Annotated in this window: 14 protein-coding genes; 7 read left to right on the top strand and 7 right to left on the bottom strand. The window is 62.9% G+C overall.

Annotated features, from left to right (window positions below; genetic code table 11):
* Nucleotides 1–86: 86 nt before the first annotated feature.
* The gene (locus ACSPX5_RS23950; protein WP_439820383.1) at nucleotides 87–1,655 is read left to right on the top strand and encodes a SulP family inorganic anion transporter; all 1,569 of its coding nucleotides are present in this window, start codon (nucleotides 87–89) and stop codon (nucleotides 1,653–1,655) included.
* A 7-nt stretch (nucleotides 1,656–1,662) separates the two neighbouring features.
* Here the strand turns inward: ACSPX5_RS23950 and aroE are convergent, their stop codons facing one another.
* Both aroE and hemF read right to left on the bottom strand, forming a co-directional pair.
* Nucleotides 1,663–2,484 carry a shikimate dehydrogenase gene (gene aroE, locus ACSPX5_RS23945; protein WP_439820382.1) on the bottom strand — a complete coding sequence of 274 codons (822 nt, stop codon included), beginning with the start codon at nucleotides 2,482–2,484 and terminating at the stop codon, nucleotides 1,663–1,665.
* A gap of 9 nt (nucleotides 2,485–2,493) precedes the next feature.
* The gene (gene hemF, locus ACSPX5_RS23940) at nucleotides 2,494–3,408 is read right to left on the bottom strand and encodes an oxygen-dependent coproporphyrinogen oxidase (protein WP_439820381.1); all 915 of its coding nucleotides are present in this window, start codon (nucleotides 3,406–3,408) and stop codon (nucleotides 2,494–2,496) included.
* Between the two features lie 153 nt (nucleotides 3,409–3,561).
* On the opposite strand from hemF, the gene ACSPX5_RS23935 reads away from it, so the two are divergent.
* Nucleotides 3,562–4,539, top strand: a complete 978-nt coding sequence (locus ACSPX5_RS23935; RefSeq protein ID WP_323159629.1) for an NADPH:quinone reductase — start codon at nucleotides 3,562–3,564, stop codon at nucleotides 4,537–4,539.
* Nucleotides 4,540–4,588: 49 nt separating this feature from the next.
* Here ACSPX5_RS23935 and ACSPX5_RS23930 read toward each other — a convergent pair whose 3' ends face one another.
* From ACSPX5_RS23930 to ACSPX5_RS23920, 3 genes are all read right to left on the bottom strand, one after another.
* Nucleotides 4,589–5,146: an L-threonylcarbamoyladenylate synthase gene (locus ACSPX5_RS23930; RefSeq protein ID WP_323159630.1), complete on the bottom strand. Its 558-nt coding sequence runs from the start codon at nucleotides 5,144–5,146 to the stop codon at nucleotides 4,589–4,591.
* 54 nt (nucleotides 5,147–5,200) lie between these two features.
* Nucleotides 5,201–6,301, bottom strand: coding sequence for a DNA-processing protein DprA (gene dprA / locus ACSPX5_RS23925; protein WP_207865337.1), 1,101 nt, complete (start codon nucleotides 6,299–6,301; stop codon nucleotides 5,201–5,203).
* 79 nt (nucleotides 6,302–6,380) lie between these two features.
* Nucleotides 6,381–7,406 (bottom strand): LysM peptidoglycan-binding domain-containing protein, encoded by a 1,026-nt coding sequence (locus tag ACSPX5_RS23920; protein ID WP_439820380.1) that lies wholly within the window; start codon nucleotides 7,404–7,406, stop codon nucleotides 6,381–6,383.
* A gap of 169 nt (nucleotides 7,407–7,575) precedes the next feature.
* Here ACSPX5_RS23920 and def point away from each other — a divergent pair, with 169 nt between their 5' ends.
* From def to ACSPX5_RS23895, 5 genes are read left to right on the top strand one after another with little or no spacing between them, the layout of a single operon-like run.
* A complete protein-coding gene (gene def / locus ACSPX5_RS23915) occupies nucleotides 7,576–8,082 on the top strand; it encodes a peptide deformylase (protein WP_039764933.1) in 507 nt (168 codons plus the stop codon).
* A gap of 57 nt (nucleotides 8,083–8,139) precedes the next feature.
* A complete protein-coding gene (gene fmt / locus ACSPX5_RS23910; protein WP_439820379.1) occupies nucleotides 8,140–9,099 on the top strand; it encodes a methionyl-tRNA formyltransferase in 960 nt (319 codons plus the stop codon).
* Nucleotides 9,096–10,406: a 16S rRNA (cytosine(967)-C(5))-methyltransferase RsmB gene (gene rsmB / locus ACSPX5_RS23905; protein WP_439820378.1), complete on the top strand. Its 1,311-nt coding sequence runs from the start codon at nucleotides 9,096–9,098 to the stop codon at nucleotides 10,404–10,406. Before fmt ends, rsmB begins: the two co-directional genes overlap by 4 nt.
* A gap of 22 nt (nucleotides 10,407–10,428) precedes the next feature.
* On the top strand, nucleotides 10,429–11,805 hold the full coding sequence (trkA, locus tag ACSPX5_RS23900; RefSeq protein WP_085713086.1) for a Trk system potassium transporter TrkA: 1,377 nt from the start codon (nucleotides 10,429–10,431) through the stop codon (nucleotides 11,803–11,805).
* A gap of 20 nt (nucleotides 11,806–11,825) precedes the next feature.
* The gene (locus ACSPX5_RS23895) at nucleotides 11,826–12,140 is read left to right on the top strand and encodes a tetratricopeptide repeat protein (RefSeq protein WP_439820377.1); all 315 of its coding nucleotides are present in this window, start codon (nucleotides 11,826–11,828) and stop codon (nucleotides 12,138–12,140) included.
* 51 nt (nucleotides 12,141–12,191) lie between these two features.
* On the opposite strand, the gene ACSPX5_RS23890 is transcribed toward ACSPX5_RS23895, so the two are convergent.
* Together ACSPX5_RS23890 and tag are read right to left on the bottom strand one after the other, a co-directional pair.
* The gene (locus ACSPX5_RS23890; protein ID WP_439820376.1) at nucleotides 12,192–13,079 is read right to left on the bottom strand and encodes a lysophospholipid acyltransferase; all 888 of its coding nucleotides are present in this window, start codon (nucleotides 13,077–13,079) and stop codon (nucleotides 12,192–12,194) included.
* Between the two features lie 40 nt (nucleotides 13,080–13,119).
* Nucleotides 13,120–13,677: a DNA-3-methyladenine glycosylase I gene (gene tag, locus ACSPX5_RS23885; protein ID WP_085748011.1), complete on the bottom strand. Its 558-nt coding sequence runs from the start codon at nucleotides 13,675–13,677 to the stop codon at nucleotides 13,120–13,122.
* Between the last annotated feature and the right edge of the window lie 21 nt (nucleotides 13,678–13,698).

The following is a 13,698-nucleotide window of genomic DNA, read 5'->3' as shown; positions in this document are numbered from 1 at the left end:
TTTCGGGAGGGTTAGGGTGAGGGGGCTGTTCCTGACTGACACCCTGATACCCTTCACACACCACCAATCCCAAACCGAGAGGATCCATGGCCCTCACCAGCCGCCGCTCACTTTTCCCCTTTCTGGCCTGGCTGCCCCGGCAGACCCGCGCCAGCGTCGGGCGAGACCTGGTCGTCGGTCTCAGCGGGGCGATTCTCGCGTTGCCCCAGTCGATTGCCTACGCGCTGATCGCCGGCCTCCCACCGGAATACGGGCTCTACGCCGCCATCGTGCCGGTGTTGATCGCTTGTCTGTGGGGCTCGTCGTGGCATCTGATTTGCGGGCCGACGGCCGCGATTTCGATTGTGCTGTTCGCCAGTGTCAGTCCACTGGCCGTGCCGGCGTCGCAGGACTACATCACCTTGATCCTGCTACTGACGTTCCTGGCGGGGATTTTCCAGTGGCTGCTCGGTCTGTTGCGCTTCGGCGCGCTGGTGAATTTCGTCTCGCATTCCGTGGTGCTGGGTTTCACCCTCGGCGCGGCGGTGGTGATTGCCATTGGGCAATTGCCGAACCTGCTGGGGCTGGATCTTCCGGCCAAGGCAACGGCGCTGGCCAGCCTGATGGACCTGCTGCGCCATCTCGGGACTGTGGATAAACCGTCGCTGGTCCTCGGTGTCGCCACGGTGGTGATCGGTGCGTTGCTCAAACAATGGCTGCCACGCTGGCCGACGTTGTTGATGACTTTGGTGCTCGGCAGTCTGGTGGTGTGGCTGTGGCCGGCGATGTTTGGTCACGTTCACTTGGTCAGCGCGTTTGTCGGGCGCTTGCCGCCGTTCAGTGGATTGCCACTGGATATGGACCTGATCCTGCGTCTGCTGCCCAGCGCCGTGGCGGTGGGCATGCTCGGGCTGGTTACCAGCCTGTCGATTGCCCGTTCGATTTCCGCGCGCTCGCAACAGCTGCTCGACGCTAACCAGGAAGTCCGCGCGCAGGGGCTGTCGAACATTGTCGGGGCGTTCTTTTCGGGATCATTGTCCGCCGGTTCGTTCACCCGTTCCGGGCTGAGCTATGAGGCAGGGGCCTGTTCGCCGCTGGCCGGGGTGTTTTCGGCGTTGTGGGTGGCGTTGTTCGCGATTTTCGGTGCCGGACTGATCGCGCATATTCCGATCCCGGCCATGGCCGGCAGCATTCTGCTGATCGCCTGGGGACTGGTGGATCATCGCGGCATTCGTGCGTTGCTGCGGGTCAGCCGGGCCGAGTTCGTGGTGATGAGCCTGACCTGCGTCGCCACGTTGCTGCTGGAATTGCAGACGGCCATTTACGCCGGGGTGCTGGCGTCGCTGTTTTTCTACCTAAAGCGCACGTCGCAGCCGAGGGTGCAGCATTGGCGCGATGGCGAAGACGATGTACTGCGGGTCGGCGGCTCGATCTTTTTCGGCGCCAGCCACTATCTGCAAGTGCGCTTGCAACGGATGCATGGCGCGCGGGTGGTGATCGAGGCGCAACAGATCAACTTCATCGACTATTCAGGCGTGGAAATGCTCCATCAGGAGGCCCGGCGCCTGTTGCGCCAGGATCGCAGCCTGACCTTGCGTCAGGCGCGACCGCAGGTGGTGGAGGAGTTGCGCAAACTCGAAGGGGCGGAGAAATGCCCGATCCGCTTCGAGGACTGAGGGCGCCTTACAGCGCCAACTGCCGACGCAATTCCGCCAGAACCGGCGCAGTGTCGGGACGTACGCCACGCCACAGGAAAAAGGCTTCGGCAGCCTGTTCGGCCAGCATGCCCAAACCATCCATCACCACGCCTGCGCCGTGCTCGCTGGCCCAGCGGCAAAACGCGGTTGGCTCCTTGCCGTACATCATGTCGTAGCACAGCGTCTTGCCCGGCTCGATCAGGCTTGGGGCAATCGGCGGCACATCGCCGGTGAGGCTGGCAGACGTGGCGTTGATGATTACGTCTACCGGTTCGCGCAACCAGTCGTAACCACTGGCCGACACCGGCCCCAGATCACAGAACAGTTCGGCCAGCAGCTCAGCCTTGTCCACCGTGCGGTTGGCGATGATCACCGAGGCCGGTTTTTCCGCCAGCAACGGCTCCAGCGCACCGCGCACCGCGCCACCGGCGCCGAGCAGCAGAATGCGTTTGCCGGTGAGGCTGAACCCGGCGTTGACCGTCAGGTCCCGCACCAGCCCGGCACCGTCGGTGTTATCACCGAGCAAGGTGCCGTCGGCCAGTTTGCTCAAAGTGTTCACCGCGCCGGCGCGTTGGGCACGATCGGTCAGGCTGTTGGCCAGGCGGCAGGCATCTTCCTTGAACGGTACGGTCACGTTGGCACCGCGACCGTCCTGGAAAAACACCGTGGCGCAGCCGGAAAAATCGTCGAGCGGTGCCAGCAGGGTGCTGTAATCGAGGCTTTGCCCGGTCTGTTCGGCGAACAGTTTGTGAATCATCGGCGACTTGCTGTGGCCGATCGGGTTACCGAAAACGACGTAACGATCCATCAGAAGTCCTCAGGCCCGGGCCAGCCAGTCGCGGTCTTGCAGGAAGTACTCGGTCAGGCGCGCTTCTTCGCTACCCGGCTCGGCTTTCCAGTCGTAGGCCCAACGCACTTGCGGCGGCAGCGACATCAGGATCGACTCGGTGCGCCCGCCCGATTGCAGGCCGAACAGGGTGCCACGGTCGTAAACCAGGTTGAACTCGACGTAGCGACCGCGGCGAAATTCCTGGAACTCACGCTGCCTGGCGGTGAAGGCGTCGTTCTTGCGCCGTTGCACGATCGGCAGGTAAGCGTCGATGTACGCATCGCCGATGGCGCGCATGAAGGCGAAACTGGTGTCGAAGTCCCACTCGTTCAGGTCATCGAAGAACAGGCCGCCGATGCCGCGCGGCTCGTGGCGATGCTTGATGTGGAAATAGGTGTCGCACCAGGCCTTGTAGCGCGGGTAGACGTCCGGGCCGAACGGCGCGCAGGCCTGCTCGGCGACGCGGTGCCAGTGGATGCAGTCTTCTTCGTTGCCGTAGTACGGGGTCAGGTCGAAGCCACCGCCGAACCACCAGACCGGTTCTTCACCTTCCTTCTCGGCGATGAAAAAGCGCACGTTGGCGTGGGACGTCGGCACATGCGGGTTATGCGGATGGATCACCAACGACACGCCGAGGGCTTCGAAACCGCGCCCGGCCAGTTCCGGTCGATGGGCGCTGGCGGACGGTGGCAGACCGCTGCCGAAGACGTGGGAAAAGTTGACGCCGCCCTTTTCGATCACCGTGCCGTTCTCGATCACCCGGGTGCGACCGCCGCCGCCGGCCGCACGAGTCCAGGCGTCTTCGACGAAGCGCGTGCCGCCGTCTTCAGTTTCCAGCGCGGCGCAGATGCGGTCTTGCAGGTCGAGCAGATAGGCCTTTACGGCGTCGGTGCGGGTCGTCATGGCATCACCTTGGATCGGGCATCGCCCCGTGGGCAAGGGGGGCGGCGCAAATGGGCGCGTAGCATACCATCGCAGGCCGGCACGCCGCAGTTGACGAAGATCAAGCATGGGGGTTCGATAGGGGCCTTCCAAATCATCCCAAGGAGTAGGCAGATGGCCAAGCGAATCCAGTTCCGCGCCCACGGCGGCCCCGAAGTGCTCGAATACGTTGACTATCAGCCCGCCGAACCCGGCCCGCAGCAGGTTCGCGTGAGCAACAAGGCCATCGGTCTGAACTTCATCGACACCTACTACCGCAGCGGTCTGTACGCGCCACCGGCCTTGCCGTCGGGTTTGGGGGCGGAAGGCGCGGGCATCGTCGAAGCAGTGGGCAGCGAGGTCACCCGGTTCAAGGTCGGTGACCGCGTGGCTTATGGCAGTGGTCCACTGGGTGCTTATAGCGATGTCCACGTCCTGCCCGAAGCGAATCTGGTGCACCTGCCGGACGCCATCAGCTTTGAAACCGCGGCCGGTGTGATGCTCAAGGGCCTGACCGTGCAGTACCTGCTGCGCCAGACCTATGAACTCAAGGGCGGCGAAACCATTCTGTTCCACGCGGCGGCCGGCGGCGTCGGCTTGCTCGCCTGCCAATGGGCCAAGGCTTTGGGCGTGAAGCTGATCGGCACCGTCAGCTCGCAAGCGAAAGCCGAATTGGCCAAGGCCCATGGCGCCTGGGAAACCATCAACTACAGCCACGAAAACGTCGCCCAGCGGGTGCTGGAATTGACCGACGGGAAGAAAGTCCCGGTGGTCTATGACGGCGTCGGCAAGGACACCTGGCCGGCATCGCTGGACAGCGTGGCGCCCCGTGGCCTGTTGGTGAGCTTCGGCAACGCCTCGGGTGCGGTGGACGGGGTGAACCTGGGGATTCTCGCGGCAAAAGGTTCGCTGTACGTGACCCGGCCGACGCTGGCCACCTACGCCAACAACGCAGAGAACCTGCAACGCATGGCGGATGAGCTGTTCGGGATGATCACCAGCGGCAAGCTGAAAGTGGATATCAGCCAGCGTTATCCACTGGCTGAGGCGGCCAAGGCGCAGACCGAGTTGTCGGCACGGCGCACGACGGGTTCGACTGTTCTGTTGCCATAAAACCGATGGTGGCGGGGAGCAAGCTCCCCGCCACCAGGCTTTTCGGATTTCAGGACGGGCGTACAACCCTACCGGTCGCCAGATCCCGAATCAGGCTCGGGTTTTTGCGCCCACCGAGCATTCCACCCAACACCAGATCGACCTGACCACGGAAATACTGCTCGACCCGCAAGCGACTCTTCGCCGCCGGCCGGCCCTGCGGATTGGCCGAGGTCGAGATCAACGGCCCGACCAGCGAGCACAGATCACGCACCTGCGGATGATCGCTGACCCGCAGCGCCACGGTGTCATGCACCCCGGTCACCCACTCCGGCAACAGGTTCTGATGCGGCACCAGCCAGGTGTTCGGCCCCGGCCAGGTACTGGCCATGCGGTCGATCCAGTCCTGGGGGAAGTCCTCGAACAGGAAGTCGAACTGACGAATGTTGTCGGCGACCAGAATCAACCCCTTGTCCACCGATCGGTTCTTGATCGCCAACAGACGATCCACCGCTTCTTCATTCCAAGGATCGCACCCCAGCCCCCAGACGGCTTCGGTTGGATAGGCAATCACCGCCCCGGCGCGAATCTCTCGTGCGGCTTGTTGCACACGCCAACTGTTGACCATGAAAAACTCTCCGCAAACAGGTTTTGCGCAGTTTACCGATCTTCAATGTAAAACCTAGCTTACCCGCGCAAACCAGCGGCCGTTTTCGCACACGGCGCGGCCCTCCATCTCCAGTTCGGTCAATGCCGCCAGTACTTTTGGCAACGCCCAGCCACTGCTGTCGGCCAGGCCCTCGCTGGTATGGGGCGCCGCGTGCAGCAGGCGCAGCAACGGATTGTCCGTAGCCGTTGCAGAGGTGGATCCCGACAAGTGCTGCCAGCCACGCAGGGCTTCGAGGATGTGTTCGATGGTTTCCACCAGCACCGCTCCATCACGGATCAACTGATGACAACCCCGGGCGCCGGGGTGATGGATCGAACCCGGAATGGCGTACACCTCGCGACCCTGTTCCGCCGCCAGCCGCGCGGTGATCAGCGAACCGCTGGCAACACTGGCCTCGACCACCAGTACGCCGAGTGACAAGCCGCTGATGATCCGGTTGCGCCTGGGGAAGTTGCTCGCCGTCGGCCCGGCGTCCAGTGGAAACTCCGAAATCAACGCACTGCCCGAGGCAATCATCGTGTCCGCCAGCCGCCGGTTGCGCTGTGGATAAAATTTTTCCAGACCGGTGCCCAGCACACCCACGGTTTGCCCGCCAACGTCGAGCGCGCCTTGGTGCACGGCGGCATCGATGCCCAGCGCCAGGCCACTGGTGATGACAAAACCGGCTCCGGCCAGACTGCGGGAAAATGCCGTGGCGGTGTCCATGCCCGGTCGTGAAGCGCGGCGACTGCCGACCATCGCCAGTTGCGGTTTTTCCAGGATCCGTGGGTCGCCAGCGACGAACAGCAAGGGTGGCGGGTCGGGAATCTGCGCCAGCAAAGCCGGGTAATCCGGGTGATCCCACATCAACAAATGTTGCTCCGGCCGCTCTAGCCAGCGCAATGCGTGGCTGGCGCCGTCGCGAACTTCAGGACAGCGGCGGGCCTCGGCACAAGCCGCCGGCAAACCCAGCGAGCGCCAGGCGCTGGCGGGCGCGCTGATTGCCTTCGAGGCACAGCCGAAGGCTTCGAGCAGTTTGGTGAAACGCTTGGGACCGATTTCCGGCAAGCGGTGCAGGCGCAGGCGCGCTTCGAGCTCCGCCGGCGAAACCGATGGAGAGACAGGCATCATCATGGATCATCCTTGATCGTTATAAGGCCCGAACCTTTCGGAACAAGCTGTGGATAACTCTGTTGGTAACTTGTGAAGCCAGCTAAGGATTTCGCACCTTGTCCAGCACAGCCAGCGAGCGCGATGCGTTCAACACCAGGCCATAACTGAGCTTGTCGTAGGTGCGGAACACCATCAGCAATCCGGCGCGCTCGTCGGGGATTTTCAGCGGCTGGCCGGTGATCCGGTCACGCACGGTTTCCCCGGTTTTCATCACCACCAGCACGTTGCCTTCGGCCAGACCGTCGCGCTTGCCCTTGTTCAATGTCACTACATCCATCGCGCCGATCTGCGTGACGCCGCGTGGCACATCGATGATCAGGCCATTGATGTCGGTGGTGGGAGCGCTGGGCATGAACGTCGAGTTGATCGAACGCTCTTCGCCACTGAACAGACGGTCGCCGAGGCGCACTTCCTGTGTGGTGCGTTGCAGGGCGAGGGTAGCGACGTCGCCTTCGGTGGCGACGATTTCACCGCCGCCGATATCGTCGGCGTTGATCCCCAGAAACTCCTTGCTCTGCGGATCGGTGTAGACCTTGCCCTGGCGGAAGATGCCGTAGACCGGCTGGTTCGGGTCGAAATGCCCGCGAGCAAAGATCCGGTCGCCGGTGCCGCTGAGCACCCGCTCGGCATCGCCGGCGACGATGTACGGCGCCTTGTCGAAGTCCTCGACCTTGTCGACGATGCGGTTGCTCAGCAGAAAGCTGTTGATGGATTTGAGCGGAATGCTCGGAATCGCCTCCGCTACCGGACTGGTACGGATGCGTGGCGACAGCTTGATAATGCCGCGCGACTCCCCGCGATTGACGGTCAGGCGCGGCTGGCCGTTGACGTAACTGAGCGTGAGCGTGTCGCCGGGGTAGATAAGGTTGGGGTTTTCGATCTGCGGATTGGCCCGCCACAGCTGTGGCCACTGCCAGGGTTCGCGCAAATATTTACCGGAGATGTCCCAGAGCGTATCCCCCGAAACCACCGTGTATTGCTGTGGAAAACCTTCCTTGAGTTGCACTTGCCCGTGCGCAGCGCCGGCCGAGGCCAGAAACAGCAGGGCGAGTAGTGATTTCCTCATGCGGTGAATCCCTTTATTATGTGCGTTCGCGTGAAACGCCAGAGCCCCCGTGGCTCGCTCCCTGCTCTATGCTTGAAAGCAAGGAGCTACGTTTCACAACGGTAGCCTGCATCTTCGGACCCGCCAGGCCATCGCCCGACTTTACCTCACACGTGCAGCAATCAAGCTTATGGCCATTTTGAACATCCTCGAATTTCCGGACCCGCGTCTGCGCACTATCGCCAAACCTGTGGCTGTAGTGGACGACGAAGTGCGTCAGCTGGTCGATGACATGTTTGAAACAATGTATGAAGCGCCGGGCATCGGCCTCGCCGCGACCCAGGTCAACGTGCACAAACGTATCGTCGTGATGGACCTTTCCGAAGACCGCACCGAACCCCGGGTGTTCATCAACCCCGAGTTCGAACCGCTGACCGACGAAATGGAGCAATACCAGGAAGGCTGCCTCTCGGTGCCGGGCTTCTACGAAAATGTCGACCGCCCGCAGAAGGTCAAAATCAAGGCTCTGGACCGTGACGGCAAGCCTTACGAACTGATCGCCGAAGGCCTGCTCGCGGTGTGCATCCAGCACGAATGCGACCACCTCAACGGCAAGTTGTTCGTCGATTACCTGTCCACGCTCAAACGCGACCGGATCAAGAAGAAACTGGAAAAGCAGCACCGCCAGAACGCTTGATGCCCCTCTCCAAAGGCTTGCTGCGGCAAGCCTTTTTCTTTTTATGAGATTCCCCCCATGACTGAGCCACTGCGCATCGTTTTTGCCGGCACCCCGGAATTCGCCGCCGAACACCTCAAGGCCCTGCTGGACAGCCCTTACGAGATCGTTGCGGTCTACACCCAACCGGATCGCCCGGCCGGTCGTGGGCAAAAACTGATGCCGAGCCCGGTCAAACAGCTCGCCCTGGAAAACAATATCCAGGTGTTGCAGCCACCGACCCTGCGCAACGCTGACGCTCAGGCCGAGCTTGCTGCGCTGAAACCGGATTTGATGGTGGTGGTTGCCTACGGCCTGATCCTGCCGCAAGCGGTGCTGGATATTCCGCGCCTGGGCTGCATCAACAGCCACGCCTCCCTGCTGCCACGCTGGCGCGGTGCGGCGCCGATCCAGCGCGCCGTGGAAGCGGGCGACGCCGAAAGCGGTGTGACCGTGATGCGCATGGAGGCCGGCCTCGATACCGGGCCGATGCTGCTTAAAGTCGTGACCCCGATCAGCGCCGACGACACCGGCGGCAGCCTCCACGACCGCCTGGCCGAAATGGGCCCGCCTGCCGTGGTGCAAGCGATTGCCGGTCTGGCCGCTGGCACCCTGGAAGGCGAAGTGCAGAACGGCGAACTCGCCACCTACGCGCACAAACTGAACAAGGACGAAGCACGCATCGACTGGAGCCGCCCGGCCGTTGAGCTGGAACGTCTGGTCCGCGCCTTCAACCCGTGGCCGATCACCCACAGCACGCTCAACGGCGAAGCGCTGAAAGTGCTGGCGGCAACACTGGCCGACGGCAAAGGCGCACCGGGCACCATCCTCGGCGCCAGCAAGGACGGCCTGCTCGTCGCGTGCGGCGATCAGGCGCTGTGCCTGACCCGTCTGCAATTGCCCGGCGGCAAGGCGCTGAACTTCAGCGATCTGTTCAACAGCCGTCGCGAGAAATTCGCCACCGGCACCGTGCTGGGCGTAGCGGTGGACGCGCAATGAACCCGCGTCTGGCCGCCGCCAAGGCACTCGCTGCCGTCCTGAGCGGCAAGGCTTCGCTCAACAGCTCCCTGCCGACGCAGTTGGACAAGGTCGAGGATCGCGATCGCGGCTTCACCCAGGACCTGGCGTTCGGCACCGCCCGTTGGCAACCACGTTTGTCGGCACTGGCGGAAAAACTGCTGCAGAAGCCGTTCAAAGCGGCGGACGCCGATGTCGAGGCGTTGCTGCTGGTCGGTCTCTATCAGTTGCTCTACACCCGCGTCCCGCCGCACGCCGCCATCGGCGAAACCGTCGGTTGCGCCGACAAGCTGAAAAAGCCGTGGGCCAAGGGCTTGCTCAACGCCGTCCTGCGTAATGCCCAGCGTGAACATGAGGCGATCTTCGCCGAACTGGAACGTGATCCGGTGGTACGCACCGCCCACCCGCGCTGGCTGCAAAAATCCCTGAAGGCTTTCTGGCCTGAACAGTGGGAAGCGATCTGCGAAGCCAACAACGCACATCCGCCGATGATTCTGCGGGTCAATCGCCGTCATCACAGCCGCGACGCCTACCTCGGTCTGCTGACTGAAGCGGGTATCGCCGCGCAGCCGTGTACGTTCAGCCGCGACGGCATCGTGCTGGAGGCCGCTGCCGACGTGCGCAGCCTGCCGGGCTTCGCCGAAGGCTGGATCAGCGTGCAGGACGAAGCTGCACAACTGGCCGCTGACCTGCTCGACCTCGCGCCGGGCCAGCGAGTGCTGGACGCCTGCTGTGCGCCGGGCGGCAAGACGTGCCACATCCTCGAAGCCGAACCGGCCCTCGCCGGTGTGGTGGCGGTGGACCTGGAAGCCAAGCGTCTGGTGCGAGTGAAGGAAAACCTCGAACGCCTCGGTCTGAGCGCCGAACTGATCGCCGCCGACGGTCGCGACACGGCCGCATGGTGGGACGGCAAACCGTTCCAGCGGATCCTGCTCGACGCGCCGTGCTCGGCCACCGGGGTGATCCGTCGTCATCCGGACATCAAGCTGACCCGCCAGGCCGACGACATCGCCGCCCTCGCGCAACTGCAAGGCGAGTTGCTCGACGCCATGTGGAAAACCCTCGAAGTGGGCGGCATCCTGCTCTACGCCACCTGCTCGACCCTGCCGACCGAGAACACCGAAGTCATCGCCGCGTTCCTTGAGCGCACGCCGGGCGCCCGGGAACTGGATCTGGCCACGCAGGCCGGGATCAAACAGCCCCACGGTCGCCAATTGCTGGCCCAGCAGGGCGGGCATGACGGGTTCTACTACGCCAAGCTGATCAAGATCGCTGCCGCGCGCGGCTAAACGGATTCAACGGAGTGACTGGATGAAAATCATCATCCTCGGTGCGGGACAGGTCGGCGGTTCGCTGGCTGAACATCTGGCCAGCGAAGCCAACGACATCACCGTGGTCGACACCGATGGCGACCGTTTGCGCGACCTTGGCGACCGCCTCGATATCCGCACCGTGCAGGGCCGTGGCTCGCTGCCGACCGTGCTGCGTCAGGCCGGTGCCGACGACGCCGACATGCTGGTGGCGGTGACCAACAGCGACGAAACCAACATGGTCGCCTGCCAGGTCGCCCACACCCTGTTCCACACCCCGACCAAGATCGCCCGGGTGCGCGAAGCCTCGTACCTGACCCGCGAGGAGCAACTGTTCCAGAACGAAGCGATTCCGGTCGACGTGCTGATCAGTCCCGAGCAGGTCGTCACAAACTACATCAAACGCCTGATCCAGCACCCCGGCGCCTTGCAGGTGATCGACTTCGCCGAAGGCCAGGCGCAACTGGTCGCGGTGCGCGCCTACTACGGCGGGCCGCTGGTGGGTCAGCAACTGCGCCAGTTGCGCGAGCACATGCCGAATGTGGAAACCCGGGTAGCCGCCATTTTCCGCCGCGACCGTCCGATTCTTCCTCAAGGCGACACGGTGATCGAGGCCGACGACGAAGTCTTCTTCATCGCCGCCCGTGAGAACATTCGCGCTGTGATGAGCGAAATGCGCCGCCTCGACGAAACCTACAAGCGCATCGTCATCGCCGGCGGTGGGCAGATCGGCGAACGCCTGGCCGAGGCCATCGAAAGCCGCTATCAGGTGAAGATCATCGAGATGAACCCGGCGCGCTGTCGTTATCTCTCCGACACCCTCGACAGCACCGTGGTGCTGCAGGGCAGTGCGTCGGATCGCGACCTGCTGCTGGAAGAGAACATCGCCGACGCGGACATCTTCCTAGCGCTGACCAACGATGACGAAGCCAACATCATGTCGTCGCTGCTGGCCAAGCGTCTGGGGGCGAAGAAGGTGATGACGATCATCAACAACCCGGCCTACGTCGATCTGATCCAGGGCGGCGACATCGACATCGCCATCAGCCCGCAACTGGCGACCATCGGTACCTTGCTGGCTCACGTGCGGCGCGGCGATATCGTCAGCGTGCACTCCCTGCGCCGGGGCGCGGCTGAGGCCATCGAAGCGGTGGCTCATGGCGATTCGAAGTCGAGCAAGGTCATCGGCAAGGCCATCGAAAACATCGCACTGCCGCCGGGCACCACCATCGGCGCGATTATCCGCGATGAAGAAGTGATCATCGCCCATGACGACACGGTGATCGCAGCGGGCGACCATGTGATCCTGTTCCTTGTGGATAAAAAGCACATTCGCGATGTGGAGAAGCTGTTCCACGTGGGCCTGAGTTTCTTCTGAGCGACCATGAGGCGAGACCGATGATCGAATCCCTGGAAAAAATGCTCGCCAAGGGTGTGGATAACTCGCTGCTGCGCTTCGGACTCGGCAAGGGTTATCTGGATCTGGGAGAAAACGCGAAGGCGGCCGAGCATTTCCAGCGGTGTGTCGGCTTCGATCCGAAGTATTCGGCTGCTTGGAAACTGCTGGGCAAGGCGCAACTGGCGCTGGGTGATCTGGCGGCTGCGCGGCAGGCCTGGGAGCAGGGTCTGGAAGCGGCCCGGGCCCATGGCGACAAACAGGCCGAGAAGGAAATGACGGTGTTTCTGAAGAAGCTGGATCGGCAGAGGCCGTAATCGCTGTGGATAACCCGTTTTTTCAGGTTATCCACAATTGCACAGCGCCGCTCAGTACCAGCGCGCCTCGCCCGGCGGACGCTTCTTGAAGCGTTTCATGCTCCACATGTACTGGCTCGGATAAGCCGCCACATAGCGCTCGACAACTTGGCTCATCGCTGCGCAGGAGGTTTCGGTGTCGGTGCTGTACATCGCTTCAGGCGCCGCTTCGAGAATCACCTTGTAGCCGGAACCGTCCGGCAGGCGCAGGGCATGCAGGAACACCCCGACGGCTTTGCCGCCAGCGAGCATGTTCGGCACGAACTTGCTGGTCAGGGCCTGAGTGGCGAAGAACGGCACGAAGATCCCGGCCGATTCCGCCGGCTCCGGGTCCGCAGGAATCCCCACCTGACCGCCCTTGCGCACTTCCTTGATGACACTGAGGATGCCTTCCTTGGTCGACGCCGCCACGCGGTTACCCAATTGCACCCGCTGCTTGCGCAGCAATTCATCCACAGCCTTGAGCTTGGGCGGGCGGTAGAAAATGATCGGTTTGCACTGGCTGCAATAGAAGTGATTGAGCACTTCCCAGTTGCCCAGGTGACTGGTGATGCCAACCACACCTTTACCCGACGCCAGCGCCTCCTTGAGGATGTCGAGGCCTTCGACTTCGCGCACCAGGTCGATGGAACGCTGGGCCGGCCAGATCCAGGCGCAGGCGCTTTCGGTCAGGGACTTGCCGATGTCCTTGAGGCTCTGGCCGACCAGACGCTCGCGTTCGGCCGGGTCCATCTGTGGAAAACATTTGGCGAGGTTGATCCGCACCACATCGCGGGAACGGTTGGGGGTTTTCCACATGATCCAGCCGATCACCGAACCCACGGCCTGCACGGCCCGCCACGGAAGCAGGGCAAACAGCCGCAGAGCGCCAACCAGCATGGCGCCTTTAAACTTTTCCACAGGTCACTCCTGATCTTGTGCTGTGCGCGAGGCGGCCATTCTAACCGGCGTTGACGAGCTGCGCGTAGCGGTCGCAGTCCTGAGTGTGATCCATGACCATGCCCGAGGCCTGCATCAACGCGTAGCAGATGGTCGGGCCGACGAAGGTGAAACCGGCCTTTTTCAGGCCTTTGCTCATGGCCACGGCTTGCGGGGTGATGGCCGGGACTTCGCTGCGATCCTTGAAATGATTGATCACCGGCCGGTTATCCACAAACGACCAGAGGAACGCCACCGGATCTTCCAGCGCCAGCCAGGCCTGGGCGTTGCGCCGGGCGGCATTGAGTTTTAGACGGTTGCGGATGATCCCCGGATCGAGCATCAATTGATCGATTTCCGCGTCGCTCATCTGCGCCACACGCTGTACGTCGAAGCCGAACAGCACCTCGCGATATCGCTCACGTTTGCGCAGCACGGTGATCCACGACAGCCCGGCCTGGAACCCTTCGAGCAAAAGCAACTCGAACAAACCCTGCGCATCGCGTAGCGGCGTACCCCACTCCTGATCGTGGTAAGCCATGTACAGCGGATCTTCGTTGCACCAAAAGCAGCGTGGCATAAGGCTCCAGGGGGTGGAGGT

The organism is Pseudomonas sp. HLG18 (assembly GCF_051903985.1).
In the GTDB taxonomy this organism is placed as follows: domain Bacteria; phylum Pseudomonadota; class Gammaproteobacteria; order Pseudomonadales; family Pseudomonadaceae; genus Aquipseudomonas; species Aquipseudomonas fluorescens_BT.
The sequence above is the reverse complement of the archived record's forward strand: the minus strand, read 5'-3'. Positions and strand labels throughout refer to the sequence as shown.

Bases quoted from the DNA above. Each gene is read 5' to 3' on its own strand.
- hemF (WP_439820381.1), bottom strand. From the start codon at position 3,408: ATGACGACCCGCACCGACGCCGTAAAGGCCTATCTGCTCGACCTGCAA.
- fmt (WP_439820379.1), top strand. From the start codon at position 8,140: ATGACTGAGCCACTGCGCATCGTTTTTGCCGGCACCCCGGAATTCGCC.
- dprA (WP_207865337.1), bottom strand. From the start codon at position 6,301: ATGATGATGCCTGTCTCTCCATCGGTTTCGCCGGCGGAGCTCGAAGCG.
- def (WP_039764933.1), top strand. From the start codon at position 7,576: ATGGCCATTTTGAACATCCTCGAATTTCCGGACCCGCGTCTGCGCACT.
- tag (WP_085748011.1), bottom strand. From the start codon at position 13,677: ATGCCACGCTGCTTTTGGTGCAACGAAGATCCGCTGTACATGGCTTAC.
- ACSPX5_RS23950 (WP_439820383.1), top strand. From the start codon at position 87: ATGGCCCTCACCAGCCGCCGCTCACTTTTCCCCTTTCTGGCCTGGCTG.
- aroE (WP_439820382.1), bottom strand. From the start codon at position 2,484: ATGGATCGTTACGTCGTTTTCGGTAACCCGATCGGCCACAGCAAGTCG.
- ACSPX5_RS23930 (WP_323159630.1), bottom strand. From the start codon at position 5,146: ATGGTCAACAGTTGGCGTGTGCAACAAGCCGCACGAGAGATTCGCGCC.
- rsmB (WP_439820378.1), top strand. From the start codon at position 9,096: ATGAACCCGCGTCTGGCCGCCGCCAAGGCACTCGCTGCCGTCCTGAGC.
- ACSPX5_RS23935 (WP_323159629.1), top strand. From the start codon at position 3,562: ATGGCCAAGCGAATCCAGTTCCGCGCCCACGGCGGCCCCGAAGTGCTC.
- trkA (WP_085713086.1), top strand. From the start codon at position 10,429: ATGAAAATCATCATCCTCGGTGCGGGACAGGTCGGCGGTTCGCTGGCT.
- ACSPX5_RS23920 (WP_439820380.1), bottom strand. From the start codon at position 7,406: ATGAGGAAATCACTACTCGCCCTGCTGTTTCTGGCCTCGGCCGGCGCT.
- ACSPX5_RS23895 (WP_439820377.1), top strand. From the start codon at position 11,826: ATGATCGAATCCCTGGAAAAAATGCTCGCCAAGGGTGTGGATAACTCG.